Annotated in this window: 19 protein-coding genes; 7 read left to right on the top strand and 12 right to left on the bottom strand. The window is 71.6% G+C overall.

The annotated features are described in order from the left end of the window. Positions 1–222: 222 nt before the first annotated feature. The 3 genes from RMN98_RS01475 to RMN98_RS01465 are packed head-to-tail and all read right to left on the bottom strand — an operon-like array spanning position 223 to position 4,197. Positions 223–1,665: a carboxyl transferase domain-containing protein gene (locus tag RMN98_RS01475; RefSeq protein WP_309647026.1), complete on the bottom strand. Its 1,443-nt coding sequence runs from the start codon at positions 1,663–1,665 to the stop codon at positions 223–225. Continuing rightward, positions 1,662–2,849: a CoA transferase gene (locus tag RMN98_RS01470; protein WP_309647025.1), complete on the bottom strand. Its 1,188-nt coding sequence runs from the start codon at positions 2,847–2,849 to the stop codon at positions 1,662–1,664. Before RMN98_RS01470 ends, RMN98_RS01475 begins: the two co-directional genes overlap by 4 nt. Positions 2,850–2,877: 28 nt before the next feature. Continuing rightward, positions 2,878–4,197 carry an SLC13 family permease gene (locus tag RMN98_RS01465; RefSeq protein ID WP_309647024.1) on the bottom strand — a complete coding sequence of 440 codons (1,320 nt, stop codon included), beginning with the start codon at positions 4,195–4,197 and terminating at the stop codon, positions 2,878–2,880. Between the two features lie 103 nt (positions 4,198–4,300). On the opposite strand from RMN98_RS01465, the gene RMN98_RS01460 reads away from it, so the two are divergent. Together RMN98_RS01460 and RMN98_RS01455 are read left to right on the top strand one after the other, a co-directional pair. Then, positions 4,301–5,005 (top strand): FadR/GntR family transcriptional regulator, encoded by a 705-nt coding sequence (locus RMN98_RS01460; protein WP_309647023.1) that lies wholly within the window; start codon positions 4,301–4,303, stop codon positions 5,003–5,005. Further along, positions 5,002–5,769, top strand: a complete 768-nt coding sequence (locus RMN98_RS01455) for a sulfite exporter TauE/SafE family protein (protein WP_309647022.1) — start codon at positions 5,002–5,004, stop codon at positions 5,767–5,769. The genes RMN98_RS01460 and RMN98_RS01455 overlap by 4 nt, the downstream gene beginning before the upstream one ends. Here the strand turns inward: RMN98_RS01455 and RMN98_RS01450 are convergent. The 3 genes from RMN98_RS01450 to RMN98_RS01440 are packed head-to-tail and all read right to left on the bottom strand — an operon-like array spanning position 5,698 to position 9,629. Beyond that, positions 5,698–6,663: an SDR family NAD(P)-dependent oxidoreductase gene (locus RMN98_RS01450; protein WP_309647021.1), complete on the bottom strand. Its 966-nt coding sequence runs from the start codon at positions 6,661–6,663 to the stop codon at positions 5,698–5,700. The genes RMN98_RS01455 and RMN98_RS01450 overlap by 72 nt on opposite strands. A gap of 12 nt (positions 6,664–6,675) precedes the next feature. Beyond that, positions 6,676–8,322, bottom strand: coding sequence for an FHA domain-containing protein (locus RMN98_RS01445; RefSeq protein ID WP_309647020.1), 1,647 nt, complete (start codon positions 8,320–8,322; stop codon positions 6,676–6,678). Beyond that, positions 8,319–9,629, bottom strand: coding sequence for a protein kinase domain-containing protein (locus RMN98_RS01440; RefSeq protein ID WP_309647019.1), 1,311 nt, complete (start codon positions 9,627–9,629; stop codon positions 8,319–8,321). Before RMN98_RS01440 ends, RMN98_RS01445 begins: the two co-directional genes overlap by 4 nt. 115 nt (positions 9,630–9,744) lie before the next feature. Between RMN98_RS01440 and RMN98_RS01435 the strand changes: the two genes are divergently transcribed. Beyond that, positions 9,745–10,443 carry a VWA domain-containing protein gene (locus RMN98_RS01435; RefSeq protein ID WP_309647018.1) on the top strand — a complete coding sequence of 233 codons (699 nt, stop codon included), beginning with the start codon at positions 9,745–9,747 and terminating at the stop codon, positions 10,441–10,443. After that, positions 10,440–11,303: a protein phosphatase 2C domain-containing protein gene (locus RMN98_RS01430; protein ID WP_309647017.1), complete on the top strand. Its 864-nt coding sequence runs from the start codon at positions 10,440–10,442 to the stop codon at positions 11,301–11,303. Before RMN98_RS01435 ends, RMN98_RS01430 begins: the two co-directional genes overlap by 4 nt. On the opposite strand, the gene RMN98_RS01425 is transcribed toward RMN98_RS01430, so the two are convergent. Both RMN98_RS01425 and RMN98_RS01420 read right to left on the bottom strand, forming a co-directional pair. Then, positions 11,272–12,894: a hypothetical protein gene (locus RMN98_RS01425; RefSeq protein ID WP_309647016.1), complete on the bottom strand. Its 1,623-nt coding sequence runs from the start codon at positions 12,892–12,894 to the stop codon at positions 11,272–11,274. The genes RMN98_RS01430 and RMN98_RS01425 overlap by 32 nt on opposite strands. Before the next feature lie 13 nt (positions 12,895–12,907). Further along, positions 12,908–13,708 carry a serine/threonine-protein kinase gene (locus RMN98_RS01420; RefSeq protein ID WP_309647015.1) on the bottom strand — a complete coding sequence of 267 codons (801 nt, stop codon included), beginning with the start codon at positions 13,706–13,708 and terminating at the stop codon, positions 12,908–12,910. A gap of 112 nt (positions 13,709–13,820) precedes the next feature. On the opposite strand from RMN98_RS01420, the gene RMN98_RS01415 reads away from it, so the two are divergent. Genes RMN98_RS01415 through RMN98_RS01405 form a run of 3 tightly spaced genes read left to right on the top strand, consistent with a single transcriptional unit; the run spans position 13,821 to position 17,179 of the window. Then, positions 13,821–15,413, top strand: a complete 1,593-nt coding sequence (locus tag RMN98_RS01415) for a hypothetical protein (RefSeq protein WP_309647014.1) — start codon at positions 13,821–13,823, stop codon at positions 15,411–15,413. Positions 15,414–15,423: 10 nt separating this feature from the next. Continuing rightward, positions 15,424–15,849, top strand: a complete 426-nt coding sequence (locus RMN98_RS01410) for a hypothetical protein (RefSeq protein ID WP_309647013.1) — start codon at positions 15,424–15,426, stop codon at positions 15,847–15,849. Position 15,850: 1 nt separating this feature from the next. Continuing rightward, positions 15,851–17,179 carry an FHA domain-containing protein gene (locus RMN98_RS01405; RefSeq protein WP_309647012.1) on the top strand — a complete coding sequence of 443 codons (1,329 nt, stop codon included), beginning with the start codon at positions 15,851–15,853 and terminating at the stop codon, positions 17,177–17,179. Between the two features lie 20 nt (positions 17,180–17,199). Here the strand turns inward: RMN98_RS01405 and RMN98_RS01400 are convergent, their stop codons facing one another. The 4 genes from RMN98_RS01400 to RMN98_RS01385 are packed head-to-tail and all read right to left on the bottom strand — an operon-like array spanning position 17,200 to position 24,302. Then, on the bottom strand, positions 17,200–19,191 hold the full coding sequence (locus RMN98_RS01400) for a cation:proton antiporter (RefSeq protein WP_309647011.1): 1,992 nt from the start codon (positions 19,189–19,191) through the stop codon (positions 17,200–17,202). A gap of 58 nt (positions 19,192–19,249) precedes the next feature. Continuing rightward, positions 19,250–20,653 carry an amidase gene (locus RMN98_RS01395; protein WP_309647010.1) on the bottom strand — a complete coding sequence of 468 codons (1,404 nt, stop codon included), beginning with the start codon at positions 20,651–20,653 and terminating at the stop codon, positions 19,250–19,252. A 38-nt stretch (positions 20,654–20,691) separates the two neighbouring features. Beyond that, complete coding sequence (locus RMN98_RS01390; RefSeq protein WP_309647009.1) at positions 20,692–22,539, bottom strand: ABC transporter ATP-binding protein; 1,848 nt, start codon at positions 22,537–22,539, stop codon at positions 20,692–20,694. Continuing rightward, entirely contained in the window at positions 22,536–24,302 is a 1,767-nt protein-coding gene (locus RMN98_RS01385; protein WP_309647008.1) for an ABC transporter ATP-binding protein, read from the bottom strand. The genes RMN98_RS01390 and RMN98_RS01385 overlap by 4 nt, the downstream gene beginning before the upstream one ends. Between the last annotated feature and the right edge of the window lie 19 nt (positions 24,303–24,321).

Raw genomic sequence — 24,321 nt, 5'->3', positions numbered from 1 at the left:
CCATGATGGGCACGAGCGGATGCTCCCCAGGTTTGATATCGAAACCGGCTTGCGTGATCGCCTTGCGGAAGAAGTGCGTGTTGGCGGCCAGCTTGTCACGCAGCGCGCTTGAACCTTCGAGCAGGTCGAGCACTGCGATCGAGGCGCCGACGATGCTCGGCGCGGACGTGCAACATCGCGCCGACTCGGCGCCCCCGCTGCACCATTGCGCCGGCTCGGCGATCAGGCACTCCGTCGTACGGCGGTCATGCGGCGCAGCTGCTCCCCGATCTCGGCGGCGACGGCGACGGCGAGGTCCCGGGACGACTCCCCGGCGACCTCGGGGACCACGTGCTGGACGGTGCCCCCCGCGAGCAGATCGGCCGCACCGACGCGCTGTGACGCGGCCATCTCGGCCGCGTGGCTGACGTCGCCGTGGACGATCACGCTCGCGCCCTCGGGCGGGAGCGGCGAGAGCCAGGCGTGCTCGGTGGCGATCACGGTGCGGGCCGGGAGCAGCGCGAGCGCTCCCCCGCCGCAGCCCTGGCCGAGGATCACCGACAGCGTCGGCACGGTCATGGTCGTGAGGGTGGCGATGCAGCGGGCGATCTCGCCTGCGATGGCGCCCTCCTCGGCGCGTTGCGAGAGCTCCGCGCCGGGGGTGTCGATCACGGTGACGAGCGGCAGGCCGAGCTCCTCGGCGAGACGCATCGCGCGCCGCCCCTCGCGCAGGGCGGCCGGCCCCATCGGGTGCGTCGCGGACTGGCGCGAGCGGTCCTGGCCGACCAGGACGCAGGGTTGCCCGTCGATCCTCGTGAGCGCCACGATCACCGTCTCGTCGCGCTCGCCCTCGTCGGTGCCGCGCAGCCGCAGCGTGCCGGTCGCGCCGTGGCGCAGCAGGTCGCGCACTCCCGCCCGGTCAGGCCGCCGCGTGACCTCGATCGACTCCCACACGGGCCGAGACGCCGGGGCCGGCACCGGAGGTCGCAGCGGCAACGCCCCCACCGTCGGCGGGTCGACGAGCACGCCGAGCGCGCGGTCGACGAGCAGCGGGAGGTCCTCGGCCGAGACGACGGCGTCGATGACGCCCTTGGCCGCAAGGTTCTCGGCGGTCTGCACGCCCTCGGGGAACGCCTCGCCGTTGAGCGCCTCGTAGACCTTCGGCCCGAGGAAGCCGACCAGCGCCCCCGGCTCGGCGACGGTCACGTGCCCGAGCGAGCCCCAGGAGGCGTAGACGCCGCCGGTGGTCGGGTGCCGCAGGTGCACCAGGTAGGGCAGGCCGGCCGCCCGGTGCGCCATCAGCGCCCGCGAGATCTCGACCATCTGCACGAAGGCCGGGGTGCCCTCCTGCATGCGGGTGCCACCGGAGCTGGTCGTGGCCAGGACGGGCAGTCGCTCGGCGGTCGCTCGCCGCACGGCGCTCGCGATGCGGTCGGCCGACGCCCGGCCGATCGACCCGGCCAGGAAGCGGAACTCGTTGGCCACCACGGCGACCGGGCGGCCGTGGACCCTCCCCCGACCGGTGAGGACCGACTCGTCGGTGCCGGCCTTGGCCGCGGCCTCCTCCAGCTCGCGGCGGTAGTGCTCGGGGTGGCCACTGATGTCGATGGCGGTGTCCCACGAGGTGAAGGAGCCGTCGTCGAGGACCAGGTCGAGCAGGTCCTGGGCGCCCCAGCGACGGCTCATCGGCCCGTCTCCGACGAGAGCCACTCCCGGATCGAGTCGCCGTGCTGGTCGAGCGTCGGCGGCGAGAGGTGGTCGCGCCGCGTCACCTCGTCACCGTTGGGCGCGAAGAACCGCAGCGGCGGGCCGGGCAGGGTGACCGGGCCCAGCGTCGGATGCTCGACGTCGACGAGCAGTCCCTGGCTGATCGTCTGGTCCCAGCTGTAGACCTCGTCGAGCGTGCGGACCTTGCCGGCCGGCACCCCGACCTCGGCCAGCCGGGCCAGGAGCGGCTCGGCGTCCCAGGCGCTGAAGACACCCTCGACCAGCTCGATGACCTGCTCCCGGGCGGCCACCCGCTCCGGGTTCGTCGCCAGGCCGGGGGTGGCCGGGTCGAGCCCGAAACCGTCGCAGAAGCGGCGCCACAGGCTCTCGGAGCCGAGCGCGATCTGCACCGAGCCGTCGCGGCACCGGAAGAGGCCGTAGGGGACGATCGAGGGATGGTGGTTGCCCTGCGCGCGACCGACCTCGCCGGCCACCGTCCACCGCGTGCCCTGGAAGGCGTGGACGCCGACGACCGCGGCCAGCAGCGACGTGCGCACGACGGTCCCCCGCCCGGTGCGCTCGCGCTCGTGCAGGGCGGCGAGGACGCCGTAGGCGCCGTACATGCCCGAGAGCAGGTCGGCGATCGGCACCCCCACGCGCTGGGGGTCGTCGGGGCCCGAGCCGGTGAGCGACATCAGCCCGCCCTCCCCCTGGGCGATCTGGTCGTAGCCCGCGCGACCGCCCTCCGGCCCGTCGTGCCCGAAGCCGGTGATCGAGAGGACCACCAGGCGCGGGTTGCGCTCCTGGAGGGAGGCGATGCCGAGACCGAGCCGCTCGAGCACACCGGTGCGGAAGTTCTCCACCAGCACGTCGGCCCGGTCGACGAGCCGCAGCAGCAGCTCGCGGTCACCGGCGTCCTTGAGGTCGAGGGTGATGGACTCCTTGTTGCGGTTGGTCGAGAGGAAGTACGTCGACTCGCGCGCCCCCGGGTCGCCGACGAACGGCGGGCCCCAGCCGCGGGTGTCGTCGCCTCCGTCGGGCGTCTCCACCTTGATCACCCGCGCGCCCTGGTCGCCGAGCATCATCGTGGCGTGCGGCCCGGCGAGCGCGCGGGAGAGGTCGACGACGAGGACACCGTCGAGGGGGCCGGTCTGTGCGGTCATGGAGTCACCTTCGAGTTCATCGCGGGGGTTACCAGCTGGGCAGGACGAGCGCGGCCCAGACCAGCAGCGGTCCGACGAGGACGACGATCACGCTGTAGGTCAGGATCTGCTGGTAGTAGACCGGCTCGGTGATCGTGTCGGGCTTGTTGGCCAGCATCAGGGCACCGTTGGTGGAGAACGGACTCACGTCCACGATGGTCGAGGACACCGCCAGCGCAGCCACGAAGAGCGCGGCGTTGATCCCGCCCTCGGAGATCAGCGGCACGGCGATCGGGATGATGATCGGCAGCAGCGCGGTCGAGGAGGCGAAGGCGGAGACCACGCCGCCGACGTAGCACAGCACCAGGGCGCCGAGGGCGACGACGCTGAAGCCGGCGGCCCAGGTGCCGACGAACTCAGGCGAGCCGGACGCGGTCAGGATGGCGGCGTACGTGCTGACGCCGGCGACCAGCAGCACCGTCGGCCAGGCGATCTGCTTGACGGCGTCCTTGTGCTCGTGGGGCGAGAGCATCGCGAGGACGACCGCGGCGGTGATCGCGACGAAGCCGATGTTCTTGTCGAAGATCAACGCGATGAGGGCGACCGCCGCGAAGGCGACCAGCGTCAGGACCTGGTCACGACGCACACCGAGGGCCTGGGTGCCGGTCAGTGCGGTGGCTCCGGTGCCCCGGGCGGGCACGCTGGCACCCCCGCGGTGCAGGTCCTCCGTGAGGTGCTCCTCCTCGGAAGCGTCGATCCGACGTGACATCAGCTCACGACCGCCGAGCAGCACGAAGAGGATCGCGGCCATGATCGTGTTGACGACCAGGCTGGAGAGGAAGACCGTGAGCTCGCTGGTCGGCAGGCCGGCGTCCTCCATGACGGAGTTGGTGATGGTGCCGTAGATGCTGATCGGTGAGAAGCCGCCGCCCTGGGCGCCGTGCACGACGAACATGCCCATCATCAGCGGGTTGATCTTGTAGCGCCCGGCGAAGCCGAGAGCGATCGGACCGATGATCGCGCAGGCGGCCGGGCTGGCGGCCCCGATCGAGGTCAGCAGCGCCGTGACGGCGAACATCACCCACGGGATCAGCGCCACACGACCGCCGACGCTGCGCACCGCGGACCTCACGATCACGTCCACCGTGCCGTTGTTGCGGGCGATGGCGAAGAGATAGGTCACGCCGATGAGGGTGAGGACCAGGTCGGCGCTCACCCCGGCGAGGATCTCCTTCTCGTCCAGGCCGAGGGAGTACATCCCGACCAGCCACGCGGCCACGTAGGCCAGTGCTCCCATGTTGATCGGCAGCACTGTGCCGACCACGAACAACGCCACCAGGGCGATGATCGCCACCCATTCCGGACCCATCGTTCCTCCTGCTCCCGAGACCGACCCTGGTGAGCAGGGCCACTTGTTGGACCAGTGGCCTAGCCAATAGGTCAATGGGCCGAAAAGTCAATAGCATGGACGCATGACGGATTCCCCTGTCTTCCCCTCGCGCCTGAACCGCACCCGCCTCTACGAGCAGGTGGCGGAGCAGATCACGGGGTGGATCGACGAGAACGACCTCGGTGCTGGGGACCGCCTGCCGCCCGAGCGGGAGCTCGCCACCCGGCTCGGGGTCAGCCGCGCGACCCTCAGCCAGGCGCTCGTCGCGCTCGAGGTCATCGGCATCGTCGCCGTGCGCCACGGCGACGGCACCGTGCTCACCGGGTCCGGCGGGACGACGCGCATCGTGGAGGCCATCCGCTCCCACGCCGACCGGCTGCCCGAGGTCATCGAGACCCGCGACGCGCTCGAGACCAAGATCGCGGCGCTCGCAGCCACCCGCCGCACCGACGACGACCTCGCGCGCATCGACGATGCCCTCGCGGCCATGCGGGCCGACATCGAGTCCGGTGGACGCGGCGTCGAGGGCGACGAACGCTTCCACGGGGCGGTGACCGCCGCCGCCCACTCGCTGCTGCTCGCCCGGCTCATGGGCGAGATCGCCGACCTGATCAAGGAGACGCGCATCGAGTCGCTGAGCCAACCCGGTCGTCCGCGCGACTCGCTCGCCGGGCACCAGGCGATCGCCGAGGCGATCCGCGCAGGCGACCCCGCCGCCGCGTCGACGGCCATGCACGCCCACGTCACGATGGTGAGCGACGTGGCGCTCCTGCGCGAGCACCCGTGACCGGTCTCGAGCAGCTCGCCGTCCTTGCGGCGGGCCTCGGGGCCGGCATCCTCACCTCGACCGTCGGGGTGGCCTCCCTGCTCAGCTTCCCCGTGCTCGTCGCCGTCGGCCTGCCGCCGGTCGTGGCCAACGTCAGCAACACGATCGGGATGACCCCGGCCGGGCTCAGCGGGTCGTTCGGCTACCGCGAGGAGCTGCGCGAGCACCCGCGCGTGACCGCGACCGTCATCGCCACGTGCGCGATCGGCTCGGTCCTCGGCGCGGTGCTCCTCCTGGCCCTGCCCGCCGGCGTCTTCGAGGCGGTCGTGCCGTGGCTGATCCTCGGGACCTGCCTGCTCGTGGGCGCCCAGCCGACCATCTCGCGGGCGCTCCGTCGCCGCCTTCCCGAGGACCACGAGGCGGCCGTGCGCACGCGCATGTCCCCCGTGACGACCGGCTTCTCGACCCTGGTCGGTGTCTACGGCGGCTACTTCGGGGCCGGGTCGGGCGTGATGATGGTGGCGGTCCTCGGCTTCGGCCTCGACCTCGAGCTGCGCGTCGTCAACGGCCTGAAGACGCTGGCGATCCTCTCGGGCAACGTGATCGCAGCGCTGATCTTCGTCGTCGTGGCCGAGGTCGACTGGCGCGCGGTCGCGCTCCTCGCGGCCGGCTCGGTCGTCGGCGGCTACGTCGGCGCCCGGGTGGGGCGACGCCTACCGCCGACGCTGTTCCGCGTGCTGATCGTGCTGGCCGGCATCACGGCTGCGGTCACGATGCTCGCCTGAGGCCACCCGTGACGCCGCCCCGGACGCCGCCCCGGACGCCGCCCCTGACGCCGCCCGCGAGTCGCCGAACGCCCTGTCGAAGCGGTGGAAGAGCGCGTCGCTCAGCCGGGGTGCGACCAGGTTGAGCACCTCCCCCACCTGGCCCGCGATCGTGTCGACCGTGACGGGTCTGTCCTCCAGCGCCCGGACCACCCGAGCAGCCGCCTGCTCGGCGGTCTCGCCGCGACCGGCGTAGGCCTCGGTCGGCGCGGTCATCGCCGTCTGCACCAGCGCGAAGCGCATGTTGGTGAAGGTGACGTTGTCGCCATAGGTCTCGCGTCCCGCGATCCGCGACCAGGTGTCCAGCGCTGCCTTGGAGCCGAGGTAGGCGGAGAACTTGGGCGCCTTCATCTGCACCCCCCAGCTGAGGATGTTGACCACGTGCCCGAAGCGCTGCGCGCGCATCGCCGGCAGCAGGCCGAGGGTCAGCCGCACCGGTGCGAGGTAGTTGATCGCGGTGGTGCGCTCCACGTCGTGGAAGCGGTCGTAGGACAGGTGCAGCGAGCGCCGGATCGAGCGGCCGGCGTTGTTGACGAGGTAGTCGACGGCACCGTGCTCCGCCAGCACCTGCGCCACGAGGGCGTCGACGGCGTCGCCGTCCACCAGGTCGCAGGCGTACGCCGTCGCGCTGCCACCACGCGCCTCGACCACCGCCCGCACCCGGTCGAGCTCGTCGGCGCGGCGGGCCACGAGCAGCACGTGGCCGCCCCGCGCGGCGACCGCCAGCGCGGTGGCCTCACCGATGCCGGACGAGGCGCCCGTGACGAGGACGGTGCGCCCCGCGAGCGGGCTGGGTGCGCCGGGCCGCAGGGCTCGTCGTACGAGCGCGCGAGGAGTCTGGAGCAGCAGTCCCACGAGAGGAACCTTTCAGTCCTGCGAGCCCGAGGTCTGCGCCTCGGCCTCGGCGATGAGCGGCTTGACGACGTCGATCGACCGGATCCGGCCGGAGACGACCGATGAGCCCTGCTGGGAGAAGGTGGCCGACGGGATCCCGACGATCTCCGCCTCGTTGTCGATCGCCGCTCCCCCGGAGTTGCCGGGTGCGATGCGGGCGTCGGTGTCGATCTCGGAGCGGGGCCCGAGACGATCGTCGTCGAGGAAGGTCGAGATGACGCCCCGGGTGACGGAGACCCTGGCCGATCCGGAGATGCCGGGGAAGCCGAGGACGGTCACGTCCTCCCCGGTGCTCAGGTCGGCCGAGGAGCCGATGGCGATCGTGGGCAGGTCGAGCTCGCCCTCGAGCGGGCCGCCGTCGATGGTGGCGTAGATCTGGATCACCGAGGCGTCCATGAAGCCGTCGCTGACGACGACGCGGGCGCGGAAGGCAGGGGCGGCGGCCGCGTCGTCCGCGTCCCCGATGAGCGCGATCTCGAGGTAGTCGGGGTTGGCCTCGTCGGTCGGGCCGTACTGCTGCGCAAGACCGTCGGCCTGGGGCTCCGCGACGTGGGCGTTGGTCAGGATCATCCCGTCGGGGCTGATGATGGACCCCGATCCCGACCACGACACCGTGTTGCCGTCGCTGTCGGTGGACTCAGCGCTGATCAGCACCGTGGCGACCTTGGCGCTGTCGAGCTCCTCGCCGGTCAGCAGCCCCGGGGTCGACGACGAGGTGGACGAGCGGACGACCCGGGCCGGGTCGGACCGGTCGAGCAGCACGGCGGCGGTCACCCCGGACGCGACGATCACGAGGAGCACCGCGGCGCCACCGCCGATCACCGCGAGGCGGCGAGCCCACCGGGCACGGGCCAGTCGGCGCTCCTCCTCCTGGGCGGAGAGGATCGGGACCAGCGAGACCTCGGGGCCGGCGACCGGGTGACCGAGCCGCAGCGCGACCCGCTCCTTGACGACCAGCCGGTCGACCCTGCGACCGCCGACGAAGGTGCCCTCGCGCGAGGCGTTGGTGTAGATCCACCCCTCGGGGACCGCGTCGACCCGCCCGTGCAGCCGCGAGCAGACCGGGTCGGTCAGCACCACGGCGCAGTCGGGCAGCCGCCCGATCGTGACCCCGGTCGGGTGCGAGAAGCGGTGCTCGCGCCCCTCGGCCGAGACCAGCAGCGCCGGACCGCTGCGGGCAGCCGGGCCCCCCGGGGCCGGACCCGGACGGACGGCCGGCGCGACGACCATCGTGTTCTCGAAGCCGGCGTCCGGGGGCGTCTGCCCGGGAGCGCGCACCGCGGTCGGGCGCTCCTGCTGCACGGGCACGACCCCGTCGCCCGACGCCACCTCGGGCGTCACCGTGAAGACGCTCCCGGTGCCCTCGGGACCGCAGCGCACCTGGGTCTCCCGGGTGAGGCGGAGCTCGGTGACGCGCTCGCCGTCGACGAAGGTGCCGTGGGCGCTCGCGACGTCGACCAGCACCCACCCGGCGCGGGTGGGACGCAGCTCGGCGTGCACCCGCGAGACCGAGTCTCCGGCCAGCAGGACGTCCGACTCGACGGCACGACCGATGCGCAGGAGCCGGGGCGGGTCGACCAGGATCGTGCGGCCGTCGACCACGACGCGCAGTGCGCTCATGCTCCCTGCCAGCGGGTGGCCAGGACCGTCGCCGATTCGACGGCGATGCGCATGCCGTCGGAGATCTCCATGGTGCGGTCCGGCTCGAGCCGCACGACCTGCCCGGCGCCGTACGTCGCCTCCCAGGGACGCGTCGAGAGGTTGTGGAGGCCCCAGCGGGTGGCGTCCTGGGGGTGGGCGCGCACCTGGCCCACCACGACCGAGTCGTCGACGCCCGAGGCCAGGTGGTCGGTGCGCAGGGTCGCCAGGGGGCTGACCGCGACGGTGCGGCGGCCGACCTTGAGGACGTACGGCGGCGCGAGCGAGGTGCCACATGCGCGACACGTCCGGTCGGGCTCAGCGAGGTCCCAGAACCCGGTCGCGCCACACCCGCGGCAGGTGACCATGCCGTCGCGGAGCCGGTCCATCGCCTTGATCCACTGCCCCTCGGTGACCCGTTGCCCGGGGTGGCGGGCACCGGCGACGAAGGCCTGCACGAAGAGGTCCTGGAGGAAGCGGGGATAGATCGCCCAGTACTGCTGGACGATCTCGGACGGCCGGTTGTCGTCGCGGGCCGGGTCCATGCAGAAGACCGGCTCGGTGCCGAAGTAGGTGAGCAGCCACGAGGTGTCGCGCAGGCCGGCGTCGGTGCGGCCGCCCTCGAAGGGGTGCCCGAGGAAGAGCGTGTAGAAGAGCAGCACGGCCAGCGAGTGCCGGTCGGTGTCGGTGCTCGGGAGGGTCTGGTAGGTCAGGTCGCGCACGACCTCGGGCGCCATGAAGAAGGGCGTCCCGAGCACGCGGCTGGTGCCGTCGTCGACCCCGACGTTGTCGTTGTCGCAGATCAGCACGTCGCCGTGCTCGGGCTCGAAGAAGACGTTGCCGAAGGAGATGTCGCGGTAGCACATGCCACGCGCGTGCAGCCGCAGGAAGCTGTAGCTCAGCTGGCGACACATCGCGATGGTCGAGGCGAAGGAGACCGAGAGCGGGTGGCCGTCGCGGTCGGTGTTGGACAGGAGGTAGCTGAGCTCGAGGAAGCGGCTCTCGCGCAGGCGCATGACATAACCGAACGACGGCTGGTCGGCCACCCGGGCCATGCTGATCGGCCACAGGAACCGCTCGTGCGGCGAGCCGGACTCGACCAGGCGCTGCATCTCGTGGAACTGCTCGACCGAGGCGCACTCCGGTCGGTACCACTTGAGCGCGAGGGCCTCGCCGTTGGCGAGCCGGACCTCGAAGACGAACCCCTGGCCGCCCTGCCCGAGGAGCTCGGTGACGTGGGCGCGACCCAGCGGGCCCAGGTCGACCTCGGTCCCGTTGGAGAGGCTCATGGGCGCCGGTCACCTCCGCTCACAGCCGTGGATCACGAGACGACGAAAGCCCCCCGCTGGGAGCGGCAACAGGGTATATCCTCGCCACGGCCGCGGCATCGAAGGCAGGTGGAGCATGAGTGATCGCTTGGGTGGTGCCCTCGGGCGCAAGCCCCTGCACTTCATCTTCGTGCTCGACGTCTCCGGCTCCATGCTCCGTGGCGGCCGCATCCAGGCCCTCAACAACGCGATGGCCGAGGTCGTGCCCCACCTGCGCGACGAGGCCCGCGCCAATCCCCACGCCGAGCTGCTGGTGCGAGTCCTGGCCTTCGCCACCGAGACGACCTGGGTCGTCGAGGAGCCGACGCCGATCGAGCAGTTCCACTGGGAGCGGCTGCCCGCGACGCCCCAGGGGTTCACCGAGCTGGGCAGCGCGCTCTCGGTGCTGTCGAAGAGCCTGCACGAGATGGACAACGCCAGCGGCTACCCGCCCGCGATCATCCTCGTCTCCGACGGTCGCCCCACCGACAGCACCGGCATCAGCTTCGCCGACGGCCTGCAGCAGGTCCTTGACGAGCGGTGGGGTGCGGCCGCCATCCGCCTGGCGCTCGGTGTCGGCCGTGACGCCGACATGCACTCGCTGCGACGCTTCATCGGCAACGAGGACGTCCCCCTGCTGCGCGCCGACAACCCCCAGCAGCTGGTGGAATACATCGTCTGGGCCTCCAAGGCCGCCAGCCGTGGCGCCTCGCGACCGGTCATCGGATCCGCCCCCGTGACCTACACCCCGCCGTCCGCCGCCGGGGGCGACCCGATCTGGAGCACGCTCGCATGAGCCGCCGCTGGACGGCCCTGTCCGGCACCCACATCGGCTCGGTCCACGTCCGCGACGGCCTGCCCCTCCAGGACGCCCACACCGTCCTGGTCGCCGACGACACGGCGGTCGTCGCGGTGGCTGACGGCCACGGTCACCGGCTGCACTTCCGCAGCCACGTCGGGTCGGCGCTCGCCGTAGGGATCTCGGCGGAGCTCCTCACGGCTGCCCTGCCCCGCCTCACCGACCCGGCCACCGCGCCGGTGGTGCTGCGCGAGGTCGGCACCGAGCTCATCTCGCGGTGGACCCGGGCCGTGCACGACCACGTCGCCCAGCAGCCTTTCGCCGGTGACGAGCTCGCGCTGGTCGACCCGGCCGACCCCGGCCTGGTCACCCGCCCCTACGGCAGCACGGTCCTGGCCATGGTCGCCACCGACCGCGTGCTCGGCGTCCTGCAGATCGGTGACGGCGACGCCGTCGTCGTGACCTCTGCGGGCACGTCGCTGCGACCCGTCCCCGAGGACCCCGACCTCGACGGGAGTCGTACGACGTCGCTGTGCCAGCGCGACCCGGGAGCCTCGCTGCGCGTCGGGGCACTCGACGTACGCGCCGAGGACCTGGTGCTCGGATACCTCTGCACCGACGGCTTCAGCACCTCACGCGTGGATGCCGACGGCTGGTGGCGCCAGACCGGCGAGGAGCTGGTCGGCTTCGCCCGCCAGCACGGCTTCGCGTGGATCGAGGAGCGGCTGCCCGGATGGCTGGAGGAGCCGGCCGCCATCGGCGGCGACGACACCACCTTGGCGCTGGTCGCGCTGACCTCGCTCGACCCGGGTGCCGGCCCCGGGGCTACTGCTTCGGCGACTCCCACCACGCGATGAGGGCGTCCTGGTCGTTGGTCGGGTAGTAGGCCTCCATGTAGCACAGGCACGCGGTCTGGTCCCAGTAGCGCAGGACCCGGTCGCCGTCGGCGTAGGAGTCGGCCACCCGACCCTCGACGGCACCCGTGCCGAACATCCAGTCGGGCGGGCTGAGGATCAGCCCGTCGCGCCGGGAGTCGCGCAGCCGGACCTGGCGATACTCGATCAGGTCCTTCTTGCTGGCCATCTTGGCGACGTAGACGACGATCTGGCGGCGCGCCTTGCACCGGCTCTCCTCCAGCTCCCCCGGCGACAGCGTCTGGATCCGGTCGCACTGGTTGGGTCGCAGCCAGAACTGGGCGAACTCGACGAGAGCGGGGTCGCTCATCCGCGACGGGTAGTCGACGAAGCTCCCCACGCTGCCGTAGACCTCCGCCAGCTCGTCGACCTCGACGTCGGCGGTGCCGCCCTCGTAGAGACCGCTCTGCAGGGACCCTTCGTTGTCCCAGTAGAGCGTCGGGCTCGTCGACTCGGTGTCGAAGCTGAAGATCACCCCGAACGAGCCTTCCGCGTAGCGCCCGCCCACGTCGGTGTTGACCGCGCGCGACCGGGCCGCCTGGAGCTCGTCGAGGGTGTCGTAGGTCGTGAGGTCCAGCGTGCCGCGCGGGAACGTGCAGGAGATCGCCTCGGCCTGCCCGGACAGCGCCGAGCCTTCCACGCAGTCCGACTGCCCCGTCGTGACGCGGGTGCCGAGGGCGGAGTAGCGCTGGTTGATCGCGTCGAAGGCCAGGTCCGGCCCCTCGGTCACCCCGTCGGTGGTTCCGTCCGTCGGCCCGTCGGTGGGGCCGTCGCTGGAGGGGCCGGAGCTCGGGTCGTCGCCAGGGCCGACCCGCGGCTCGTCGTCACCACCGGTGAACCGCACGACGCCGAAGACGACCGCCAGGATCACCAGCCCGATCCCGGCGCCGATCAGCAGGGGCAGCAGGCCCTTGCCCTTGCCTGCCCCCTTCCCGGCACCCGTGCCCGGACCGGACTGTCCCGGCGGAGGTGGACTGGACCACTGCCCCATGGACGGGGGCACCGACGGCTGCTGGGGGAACTGCGTGGCCGGCGTCGCGATCCCGAACGGTGGGGTCTGCGGCGGGATCGCCGGGGACATCGGCATCCCCGCAGGAGCCGCCGGCGGCGGACCGGAGGGAGACATCGTCGGTGGCACCGGGCTCGTGGGCGGCGGTGCCTGGCCCTGCGGCGGCGGCGCGGCACCCTGCGTGCGATAACGACGTACGTCGGTGTCGGTGACCCTCCCCACGGCGAACCCGAGCACCGCGACCGCCCACCGGGAGCCGGCGATGTCGGCGCTGCCGCGGTCGCGGGCGAGGAGGTCACCGGCCGACTCGATCGCTCGGGACGGCTCGGCCCCGCTGTCGATGGTCATCAGCATCCAACCGAAGGACCCGAGTCGAACGGCGTCGACGAGCAGGTTGATGTCGCCCGTGGATGCGGCCCCCTCGTCGAGGAAGTCGTCGAGCGCGGCCCGCAGCCCGTCGGCGTCGTCGAAGACGTCACGACCGAAGCTCAGCCCCAGCGCGTAGAGGTTCTCGTGCAGCTCCATGACAGCCCGCCCCTCAGCCCTCGGGGCCCAGCGCCGCGACCCGCGTCGCCACGTCGGCCGCCGTGGGGGGTCGCATCGCCAGGTCGGCGTGGACGCACGCAGCGATCAACGAGGCGAGTCCGGGCGCGACCTCGGGGCGGATCGTGGGGCTGGAGGCGAGGATCGAGCGCACCAGCAGCAACGGCTCCCGCGTCGGGAGGTCGCCGTAGACGCCGACCCCGGTGGCGGCGAAGTGGAGGCTCGCGCCCAGCGACCAGATGTCGCTGGCGCGGGACGCCTGGGCCCCCAGCATGATCGCGGGGTCGGTGTACTCGAGGCCGATCTGGCCCATCCCGGTCACGACCATGCCGGGCGACAGCAGCTGCGAGAGACCCAGGTCTGCCAGACGGCCGCCATCCTCGGCGATGAGGATGTTGGCGGGCTTGATGTCGCGGTGCGCGATGCCCCGCTCGTGCAGCGCGTGCGCGGCCAGCGCGACGTCGGCCACGGCCCGGAGCGCGTGGGCACGGTCGAGGCCGCCCGACGGCTGCTCCAGCGAGCCGAGGGGCAGGAACTCCATCGCGTAGAAGAAGTCGCCACCCTGCCGACCGGCGTCGTAGACCGCCACGAGCTTGTCGGACTCAGCCAGGCTGAAGTGCTTGAGCTCGCGCGTCGCGCGGCGGAACGCGTCGTCGGAGGTCGGGCCGGAGATGACCTTGACGACGACCTGTGCGCCACCGATGCCGAGGCGTGCGGGCGCGGTCGCGAGGTAGTTGGTCCCGTAGTTCGACACCCCGAGCGGCCGGACGAACTCGTAGTCGGCGATCCCGTGCACGAGGTCAGCATGGCACCAAACGCCCCTCAGGTCTCCGCCCAATTTTGCTCTCTTACCACCAGGTCCCAACTGGAGTACGGTCACCGCAGGCAGCGACGTCGAAGGGGTGGCCGTGATCGATCCGTCCGCCGGCACCGTGTTCCCCACACCGGGCGCCCAGAACTACCTGCCCTCCCAGCCCGCCGCAGGCGACCTGACCGACGCGTTGCTGGCCACCGACTGGTGGACCGACGAGCTCGTCGCGTCGGCCGGGATCCCCATCGTGGACGTGCCGTTCGTGTCCGTCGGGGGCGGCATCGGCAGCTTCGTCACCGCCGACTACCTGCGCATCGGCGGCGTCGACACCAGCCAGATCCGCATCCTCTCCGCACTCGACCACCCGTGGGAGACCTACGAGTACCTCACCCGCGTCTCGCAGATCCCGCGTGGCGAACGGCTGCGCTCCGACTCCGCCTCGCGCCCCGACAACATCTGGGGCTTCCCGTCCTACGCGGTCAGCGAGGCCTGGCGGTCCAAGAATCCCGCGACCCTGTGGCAGGTCCTGGTCGAGCCCACCTTCGCCGACTTCTACACCCCCAAGGCCGGCTTCGTCTTCGAGCAGATCGAGCGCGAGGCCAAGCGCATCCGCTACGACGAGATGCTCGCGAAGGGCCTGGTCCGCGTCGTACGACGACGGGCCGGTGGCGGCTACTTCACCATCCTGACGCCTCCCGAGGGCGCCACCGCGACCAAGCGCCTGGCCTTCCGCTCGCAGTACGTCCACCTGGCCGTCGGCTACCCCGGCCTGCGGTTCCTGCCCGACCTCCAGGCCTACCGCACCGAGCACAACGACTACCAGCGCGTGGTCAACGCCTACGAGTCCCACGAGCACGTCTACGAGCGGCTCATGACCACGCCCAGCACGGTGCTCGTGCGCGGTGGCGGGATCGTCGCCTCCCGGGTGCTGCAGAGGCTGATGGACGACCGGCTCCTGCACGGCGCCCAGACGACGATCGTCCATCTCTTCCGCACGTTCATCGACGGCCCCAACGACGGTGCCGGCTCGGCCAAGCCACACGCGTTCATGAAGCGCAAGGGTGCGGACGGCTGGGCCTACCAGGGCTTCAACTACCCCAAGTCCGTGTGGGGCGGTCAGCTCAAGGCAGAGATGCGCAAGCTCGAGGGGGCCGAGCGCGCCGCCAAGTACAAGGTCATGGGCGGCACCAACACCCCCTACCGGCGCTACTGGCAGAAGCAGATGAAGCAGGGCCGCCAGGAGGGCTGGTACCAGCTGGCTGTCGGCACGGTCGGCTCCATGACGCCCCACCAGGGTCGGATCCTCAACCAGGTCAAGACGGCCCAGGGCGTCTATCCGCTCGAGGTCGACTTCGTCATCGACTGCACGGGTCTCGAGGCCGACATCGCCGAGCACCGGCTGCTCAAGGACCTCCTGGACCACGGCGGAGCGGGACGCAACCCGGTCGGCCGACTGGATGTCGACCGCAACTTCGAGCTCAAGGGCACCGTCTCCGGCAACGGCGTGCTCTACGCCTCGGGCGCGACGACCCTGGGCGGCTACTTCCCCGGCGTCGACACCTTCCTCGGGCTCCAGGTCGCCGCCCAGGAGATCCAGGCCGACCTCGCCAAGCGGGGCTTCGGCAAGCGGATCGGCACGGTCCGGTCGACCTCGCAGTGGCTCAAGTGGTTCTCCGGCAAGCAGATCTAGGAGCGCGACGATGCTGCCGACCCTCAACGGACGGATCCAGACCCGGATCTTCATGCTCGTCGTCATGGGCGGCCTGATCACCCTGGTGATCACCCCGGTGCTGCCCGGGGATCCTGACTACGCCATGACCTACACCGTGCTCGCAACGGTCCTGGTGCTCGGCATCCTGTGGGAGCTGGTCTACCACGGCCTCATGCAGTGGCGGTGGGAGAAGGACTGGCCGACGTTGTTCGGCCTGCTCAACGCGATCAACGAGGGCCTGCTCGTGTGGGTGCTGCTCGAGCTCGGCGTCGTGCCGGGCCTGGACTCCGGCGTACCCCTCTCGACGTTCCTCGTGATGTTCCTCGTGATCTGGGTGTCCATCTGGATCTGGACCAACGGACCGATGCGGATCTTCAACGTCCGTTGGCGGTTCTTCGGCGGAAGGCTGGTCTGACGTGACCCCACACTCCCCCTCCCCCTCGTCGGCGCAGTCGCTGGAGTCGGCGGCAGACTGGGCCGCCACGTCCTTCGCACCGCACGCCGGCGCGGGCACGCTCGCGCGGCTGGGCGGCGTCGTGCTGCTGGTCGCCTCGACCGACCCGGCAGCCGTCGCGCCACTGCTCGACCAGGCGCAGATGGTTGCGGCCAACGGAGGCGACGGGCGCCAGCTCGTGCGTGGCTTCGCGCTCCAGCTCTCCTCGAGTGCCGGCGACGAGCCGGCCTTCGCCGCCCTCGCACCGCACGGCAGCGGGCTCGCGGTGATCGTGTCGGGGGACGCCAGCGTGACCGTCGGTGGCGAGACCATCAGCGGCGCAGGATCCCTGTCCTGGGTGGAGCGCCTGGTCCCGTGGCCGGTCGCGCAGCTGGTTGCCACCGTCGACGCGGGCAGCACCCCGCTCGGGGCGCTCTACGACCTGCGCGCCGGAGTGATCCCTGCCGGCGGCTTCTCGGTGAGCGTGGACGAGACACCGACCATGGCGATGAGCCAGGTCGTCGGCGACGTCGCGTCGATCCCCGACCCGGAGCCCGTACCGGCGCCGGTCCCGGTCCCGGCGCCGGCGCCGGCGCCGGTCACCCCGCCGATGCCCGAGCCCGTCCCGGCCCCCTCGCCCGCACCCCCGGCTCCCGCGCCGGCGACGCCGACCGGCGACCGCCCGGTCCTGGCCGCGATGCCCGACGCGTTCGCGAGCTTCGACTCGGTCAAGCTCAGCGACCTCGAGGACGACGAGCCGGTCACGCCGCTGCCGATCGTGGCCGACCAGCGGGACGTGGTCGCCTCCGGGGTGGTCTCGCAGGTGCGGGGCGTCTTCTGCAAGAACCGGCACTTCAACGACCCGCGTGTGCTGTTCTGTGCGGTGTGCGGGATCAACATGGTCCAGCAGACACCGGTGCTGGTGAACGGCGAGCGCCCCCCGCTCGGCGTCGTCGTGCTCGACGACGGGGCGGTCTTCCAGCTCGACACCGACTACCTGCTCGGCCGTGACCCCGACGCCGACGACCGGGTGCGGCACGGTGAGTGTCGCGGCATCTCGATCATCGACACCTCCAACATGGTCTCGCGCGTCCACGCCCGCCTCGAGCTGCGCGGCTGGGACGTCGTGCTCGTCGACAACACCTCGACCAACGGCACCTTCGTCAACAGCCCCAAGGCCGTCGAGTGGCGTCGCATGGCGTCCGGCGGCGAGGAGGTCCTCACCCCCGGCACTCGCGTCCGCATCGGGCACCGCACGCTGGCCTTCAACACCCACGGCGGTCAGTCCGCCGAGGGACAGAGCATCTCCTAGGGCAGCTCCTCGGGCATCTCCTAGGGCGCTGCCGCCGCCGGGGCGGAGCCGAGGTCGACCGCGCTCCAGTCGGTCGGCTCGGCGTCCACCTCGGCACGCACGCCCACGTGGGCCTCACCGCCCGCGACACCCACCGTCAACGCCTGGCCGATCTCGGACCCGTCCACCATCGCGACACCGCGGACGCTCAGCGCCTCGACCATCGGCTCGAAGCGCCGGTGCTCGCGCCCCGCCACGATCCGGAGTCCAGCGCCGAAACAGATGGCCAGCCGGGCGGCCAGCACCACCGCGGCGTCACCGTCGGGGTCGGGCGTCCAGGTGACGTCGACCCGCGCCCGGTCGGCCGGCGCCGGCGCACCCGGGGCGAGCATCACCGTCACGCAGTCGACGACCACGACCAGCGCGGCGGCGCCCGGGTTGTCGGCCGCCACGACGAGCCCCTGGGGCCGCAGCACGGTGGCCAGCTCCACCACGTCGGCGGTGACGTCGGCACTCGGGTGGTTGAGGATCCGGACGGGTACGCCGTGTGCCTGGCCGCGCCGCACCAGCGTCTCGAGGCGCTCCATTGAGGCCGTCATCTTGGCCAGCTCGTCGGTCAGACCGCTGCCCACCTCGAGCTTGGTGGCCTGCTGGGGCTCGAGGGCGGCCACCACGACCTCGGGATTGAGCTCGGCGCGGACCATCGCGATCGCGACGTCGAGCGCCGCCGAGCTGTCCTCCCCCGGGGCTGATACGACCAGCGCCCGCGTGGTGGCCTGGTCGCCCAGCGCCGCACGCTCGGCCTCGGCGATGTCGCGGGCCACCCGCCGCGCTGGATAGGCGAAGTGCAGCAGCGGCCCGGTCATGATCGTCGTGACCACGGCCATGACGACGAGCATCGTGAAGAGCGTGTCGCCGAGCAGGCCGAGCTCGCGGCCCACGTTGAGGATGACCAGCTCGGTCAGGCCCCGGGTGTTCATCAAGATGCCCAGCGAGTTGGCCTGCCAGTGCGGGACGCCGGCGACCCGCGCGCCGACGTAGGCGCCGACGTACTTGCCGCCGATGGCGACGGTGAGGATCGCGGCGAGCTGGACGAGGTTCTCCGAGCTGAGGCCGCGCAGGTTGACGTTGAGCCCGGAGACCAGGAAGAAGACGGGGAGCAGCAGCAGGACCGAGATCTGCTCGAGGCGTACCAGGATCTCGTGCCGCATCGCGGCCGCCCGCTCGTGCGGCATGATCGCGCCCAGCAGGAACGCACCGAAGATGAAGTGGACGCCGAGGTACTCCGTCGTCGCGGCGAAGAGCAGCAGCCCGACCAGCACGATCGACAGGATCCCGGGGGTGAGGCGCCCCGCGACCTCGTAGGCCTTGGTGAGCCGGTTGAGCTGGGGGCGGATCACCAGCAGCGCGAACAGCGCGAACGGGATCGCCAGCGCCACCACCCAGGAGGCGTGGTCACCGCCGCCACCGGCGATGCCGATGACCACGGCGAGCAGGGTCCACGCGAGCACGTCGTCCGTGGCGGCACAGGCGAGGGCGAGGCCCCCGGTCTCGGTGCGGTGCATGTTGCGGTCGGTGAGGATCCGGGCGAGGACGGGGAAGGCCGTGACCGACATCGCCGCTCCGACGAACAAGGCGAACGGCCAGAAGTCGCCCAGGATGTTCTGGTCCTCGAGGAAGCTGGCCAGGCCGAGGCCGAGGCTGAACGGTAGGACGATCGATGCCAGCGACACCGAGACCGCCACCTTGCCGCGACCCTTGATCAGCGAGACGTCGAGCTCGAGCCCCACGACGAACATGAAGAGGATCAACCCGATCTGGGCGAGCAGGGTCAGGAAGGGTCGGGTGTCCAGGGGGAAGAGGTACTCGCTGAACTCCGGGCCCAGCAGGCTCGGGCCGAGCAGGATGCCGGCGCAGATCTCGCCCACCACCGCGGGCAGCCCGATGCGGACGAAGACCCAGCCCGCAGCCCTGGCCAGGACCATGATCAGCGCGAGCTCCACGAGGATGGTGGTGATGTCGGCGGCGTGCATGGGCACACTCCTACGGTCGCGAGGGTGCGATCACAGTAGGGCTTGCGACGTCGTGCGGTCACGCACCAGTTTCAGGGCCGCTCCCTGCCACGACCGGCCAGGGCCGTGCCTGCTCGAGCTGGGCCGACAGGCTCAGCAGCGTCGCCTCGTCGTCGGTGCGGCCGACGAGCTGGATGCCGACGGGGAGACCGTCCTCGGCGGTGCCGCACGGGACGGAGGCAGCCGGGTTGCCGGCGACGTTCCACAGGGCGGCGTAGGCGATGGCGGGCATCGCCAGCAGCGAGGCCGCGAGCGAGCCGCGACCGTCGAGGACGCCCACGCGCGGTGGACGATGGGCGATCGAGGGGGTGAGGAGGACATCGACGTCCTGGAAGACCCGGTTGGCCTTGACCGAGACCCGGTCGCTCGCACGCACCGCCCACTCCTCGACGCGCGGCGTCACCCAGGACCCGAGGCGATAGGTCTCGCGCGTGCGGCGCTCGAGCCGGTCGTAGTGCTCCACGCCGTTCGCGCCGGCCCGGATCCCGCCGAAGAACTGCGGCACGAAGGCAGCGGTCGGGTCGGGGTAGTGCGGATCGATCTCGCGCACGTCGTGCCCCAGATCGGTGAGCAGCCGCGCAGTCTCGTGGACGGCGCGCACGTGGATCGGGTCGGGCTTGATGCCCAGGGTCACCGGCTTGACCGACCAGCCGATCCGCAGCCGGCCAGGCTCGCGGCCGGCGGCCTCCACGAAGGAGCCGCACTCTCCGGCCACGAAGCGGTCGCTGGGCATGCTGCCGCGGATGACGTCGTAGACCAGCGCGCTGTCGAGCACCGTGCGTGCGAGGGGGCCGACCGTGCTCAGGGCCAGCCACAGGTCGGGGTGCGGGGCCGCGGTGACCCGGCCGCGCTGCGGCTTGAGGCCGAAGAGACCGCACATCGCCGACGGGATCCGGATCGAGCCGCCGCCGTCGCCACCGATGGCGACCGGGACCATGCCGCTGGCCACTGCTGCCGCCGTACCTCCGCTGGAGCCGCCGGGCGTGCGCGTCGTGTCCCACGGGTTGCGGGTGATGCCGCGCGACACCGACTCGGTGTAGGGCCAGGCGCCGAACTCGGGCATCGTCGTCTTGCCGACGATCACGGCACCAGCGGCGCGCAGGCGCCGCACGACCTCACCGTCCTGCGCTGCCGGCGTCGCGTTGCCCTCCCCGCCGTAGGTCGTGACGCAGCCCTCGACATCGAGCTCCTCCTTGATGGCGACCGGTACGCCGTGCAACGGGCCCGGTGGGTCGGCCTGCTGGTCGCGCGCGGAGGCCTCGGCCCGCGCCTGGTCGCCCAGCACCACCGAGAAGGCGTTGAGCCGGGGGTCGGCGTGCGCCACGCGGTCGAGCGCCTCGTCCAGCACGACACGGGCCGTGAGGTCGCCCTCGGCGACGAGGTGGGCGGTCTCGGCGGCGCTGGCGCGCATCAGGTCGGTCACGCAGCCGAGGTTAGCGGGAACCTCCCCACGAGACCGGCTCAGGCGAGCGAGGCCAGCCAGGCGTCGTTGAGGTCGGAGAAGTGACCCTCGCCTCCGGCGACGAGGTCGGCGGGCGTGCCGTCCTCGATGACGCGGCCGTGCTCCATGACGATCACCCGGTCGGCGATCTCCACCGTCGAGAGCCGGTGGGCGATGATCAGCGACGTGCGGCCCGAGAGCACGGTGCGCAGGGCCTGCTGGACCAGCCGCTCGGACGGCACGTCGAGCGAGGAGGTCGCCTCGTCGAGGATCAGCACCGCAGGGTCGGCGAGGAAGGCACGAGCGAAGGCCACGAGCTGACGCTGACCGGCGCTCAACCGCCCGCCCTGGTTGGCGACCTGGGTGTCGTAGCCGTCGGGCAGCGCCATGATGAAGTCGTGGGCACCCAGGGCGCGAGTGGCCCGCTCGACCTCCTCGATCGTCGCCGACGGCTTGCCGAAGCGGATGTTGTCGGCGATGGAGCCGGAGAAGAGGTAGTTCTCCTGGGTCACCATCACGACGGCCTCGCGCAGGTTGTCGGCCGTGAGTTCGCGCAGGTCGATCCCGTCGAGCAGGATCCGCCCGGCGTCCGGGTCGTAGAACCGGGTGACCAGCTTGGCCAGCGTGGTCTTGCCGGCCCCTGTCGTGCCGACCAGGGCCAGCGTCTGACCGGCCGGGACGACCAGGTCGAGGCCGGGGAGCACCGGGCGCTCGTCGACGTAGGAGAAGCGCACCTGCTCGAGCCGGAGCTCCCCCTGCGCGTCGTCCAGGCGCGTCGGTGATGTCGGGTCAGGCACGCTCGGCTCCTCGCGGAGCACGCCCGCGAGCTTGTCCAGCGCGGCCGAGGCCGACTGGAAGGTGTTGTAGAACTGCGAGATCTCCATCATCGGCTCGAAGAACTGGCGCAGGTAGAGCAGGAAGGCTGCGAGCACGCCCACGGTGACCTCACCCTGGTAGGCGAGGTAGCCGCCGTAGAGGAGCACGCCCGCGATGGTGATGTTGCCGATCAGCCGGATGCCGGGCATGAACCAGGCGACCAGCCGGAAGGCGACCAGGTTGGCGGCGCGGTACTGCTCGTTGACGTCGTCGAGGATCTCCTGGTTGCGGGCCTCGCGGCGGAACGCCTGGACCGCCCGGATGCCGCCCATCGACTCGACGAAGTGGACGATCACCAACGCGACCTTCTCGCGGGTGACGCGATAGCTCTTGCCCGACTCCTTGCGGAACCAGTTGGTGATCCAGAAGAGGAACGGGCCGCAGGTCAGGGCGACCAGGCCGAGCTTGACGTCGAGGAAGAGCAGGAGACCGGCAGTGCCGACGAGCGTCAGCGCTGCGGTGACGAGGCCGTCGAAGCCGGTCTCCAGCATCTCGTAGATCGCGTCGACGTCGGAGGTCTGGCGCGAGATGACGCGACCGGAGGTGTAGTCGTCGTGGAAGGCGGGGCTGAGCACCTGGAAGTGGCGGAAGACGCGTCGCCGCACCTGGAAGAGCATGTCCTGGCCGATGCGGCCCGAGCGGACCAGGAAGACCTGGCGGGCGAAGGCCTGCGTCAGCGTCGCGACGAGCATGATGCCGACGATCTGGAGCAGCGGGCCGGTGTCGCCGGCGACGCGGATCGGGTCGATGCCGTTGTCGATGCCGAGCTTGACGAGGTAGGGGATCGAGAGCCGTGCCGCGTTCTCGACGACGACGATCAGGATGAGGATCCGGATCGCCTTCCGGTAGGGCCGCAGCAGCTCGCGCAGGAGCTGGCCGGAGCCGCCGGTGAAGCGGCGCTCGACCGCGAGCTCGGCCGCCTCCTCCGCGTCGGTCGCAGCGACGCCGCGCCAGCTGGGCTGGGTCGTGGGCTGGGTCGTGGGCTGGCTCATGCGCGCGCCGCCTCGTGATCGGCGTCGGCCGCGAGGAGCTCGCGGTAGGCCGGGACGCTGCCGAGCAGCTCGCGGTGGTCACCGACGTGGGTGATGGTGCCGTCCTGGATCAGGGCGACGCGGTCGGCGAGCAGCACGGTCGAGGCGCGGTGGGCGACGACCAGCCCCGTGGTGGACGCGAGCACCCGGCGCAGCGCCTCCTCGACCAGCTTCTCGGTGTGCACGTCGAGAGCGGAGAGGGTGTCGTCGAGCACGAGGATCATCGGTTGGGCGAGCACCGCGCGGGCGAGCGCGAGGCGCTGACGCTGTCCACCGGACAGGGCCATGCCCTGCTCGCCGATGCGGGTGTCGAGCCCCCACGGCAGGTCGTGGGCGAACTGGGCCTGCGCGATCTCGAGCGCCTCGTCGATGTCGGCGTCGCTGGCGTCGGCGCGACCGAGCGTGAGGTTCTCGCGGGCGCTCATGGAGAAGAGCGTGGGCTCCTCGAAGGCCGTCGCGACCAGGGTGCGCAGGTGCTCCAGCTCGAGATCGCGCACGTCCACGCCGTCGATGGTGATGCGGCCCGCGGTGACGTCGTAGAGCCGCGGCACCAGCGCGGTGAGGATGGTCTTGCCGGTGCCGGTGGCCCCCACGAGCGCGACGGTCTCGCCCGGGGCGAGCTCGAGGTTGACGTCGCGCAGGACCGGCTCGTCCGGCGCATCGGGGAAGGCGAAGTCGACGTGCTCGAAGCGCAGGTGACCACGCGGCCGGTCGACGCGCCGGTCGCCGCTCACGATGTCGGGCTCGGTGTCGAGGATCTCGAGGACCCGAGCGGCTGCGGTCATCGCCTCCTGGGCCATGGCCAAGATGACGCCCAGCGACGACACGGGCCACACCAGCGAGAGCATCAGCGTGATGAAGGCGACCAGCTCACCCGGCGTCAGCTGGCCGTTGCCGACCCCGATCGCCCCGAGGAGCAGGACGACGACCACGGCCAGGTTGGGGATGACCTCGAGGAACGTCCAGAACTTCGCCGAGAGGCGCACCTTGTCCATGCTCGTGGCGTGCAGGGTGCGAGCTGCCTGCTCGTACTGGCGCGACACGTGCTCGCTGCGACCGAAGGACTTGATGACGCGGATCCCGACGGCACCTTCCTCGGCCAGGGTCGCGAGGTCGCCCTGCTCGTCCTGGACGCGGCGTGAGACGACGACGTAGCGCTTCTCGAAGCGCATCGAGAGCCAGACGATCGGCGCAGCGGTGGCGGCGACCACGAGGCCGAGGGGCCAGTACATGGTGAGGAGCACGACGGTGACGACGGTGACCTGGAGGATGTTGATGACCAGGAACAGCATCCCGAAGCCGGCGAAGCGGCGGATCGCGGAGAGGTCGGTCGTGACTCGCGAGAGCAGCTGGCCCGACTGCCACGCGCTGTGGAAGCTCATCGGCAGCACCTGGAGGCGTGCGTAGAGGTCGCGACGCATCGCGGTCTCGACCCCGAGCACGGCGTTGGACTGCACCCAGCGACGCCAGAAGATCAGCACCGCCTCAAGGACCCCGAGCCCCAGCGCGAGCAGGCCCAGCGGCAGCACCGGGGAGATGTCCCGGTCGGTGATCGGGCCGTCGATGATCGCCTTGGTCAGCAGCGGGATCGCGATCGACAGCCCGACGCCCGCCAGCGACGTGCCCAGCATGATCGACAGGGCGGTGCGGTGGGGCCGGAGGTAGCCGCGCAACCTCCACAGCGAGTGGACACCGGCGGGAGGTTCGGCGACATTGGTTGACATCGTCATCGATCCTATGTCG

The sequence above is a fragment of the Nocardioides sp. genome, from assembly GCF_031397825.1.
Classification (GTDB): Bacteria; Actinomycetota; Actinomycetes; order Propionibacteriales; family Nocardioidaceae; genus Nocardioides.
Note: the sequence above shows the minus strand (reverse complement) of the source record. Positions and strands in the feature narration are given on the sequence as shown.

Bases quoted from the DNA above. Each gene is read 5' to 3' on its own strand.
- RMN98_RS01475 (WP_309647026.1), bottom strand. From the start codon at position 1,665: ATGAGCCGTCGCTGGGGCGCCCAGGACCTGCTCGACCTGGTCCTCGAC.
- RMN98_RS01470 (WP_309647025.1), bottom strand. From the start codon at position 2,849: ATGACCGCACAGACCGGCCCCCTCGACGGTGTCCTCGTCGTCGACCTC.
- RMN98_RS01465 (WP_309647024.1), bottom strand. From the start codon at position 4,197: ATGGGTCCGGAATGGGTGGCGATCATCGCCCTGGTGGCGTTGTTCGTG.
- RMN98_RS01460 (WP_309647023.1), top strand. From the start codon at position 4,301: ATGACGGATTCCCCTGTCTTCCCCTCGCGCCTGAACCGCACCCGCCTC.
- RMN98_RS01445 (WP_309647020.1), bottom strand. From the start codon at position 8,322: ATGAGCGCACTGCGCGTCGTGGTCGACGGCCGCACGATCCTGGTCGAC.
- RMN98_RS01440 (WP_309647019.1), bottom strand. From the start codon at position 9,629: ATGAGCCTCTCCAACGGGACCGAGGTCGACCTGGGCCCGCTGGGTCGC.
- RMN98_RS01435 (WP_309647018.1), top strand. From the start codon at position 9,745: ATGAGTGATCGCTTGGGTGGTGCCCTCGGGCGCAAGCCCCTGCACTTC.
- RMN98_RS01430 (WP_309647017.1), top strand. From the start codon at position 10,440: ATGAGCCGCCGCTGGACGGCCCTGTCCGGCACCCACATCGGCTCGGTC.
- RMN98_RS01425 (WP_309647016.1), bottom strand. From the start codon at position 12,894: ATGGAGCTGCACGAGAACCTCTACGCGCTGGGGCTGAGCTTCGGTCGT.
- RMN98_RS01410 (WP_309647013.1), top strand. From the start codon at position 15,424: ATGCTGCCGACCCTCAACGGACGGATCCAGACCCGGATCTTCATGCTC.
- RMN98_RS01400 (WP_309647011.1), bottom strand. From the start codon at position 19,191: ATGCACGCCGCCGACATCACCACCATCCTCGTGGAGCTCGCGCTGATC.
- RMN98_RS01390 (WP_309647009.1), bottom strand. From the start codon at position 22,539: ATGAGCCAGCCCACGACCCAGCCCACGACCCAGCCCAGCTGGCGCGGC.
- RMN98_RS01385 (WP_309647008.1), bottom strand. From the start codon at position 24,302: ATGTCAACCAATGTCGCCGAACCTCCCGCCGGTGTCCACTCGCTGTGG.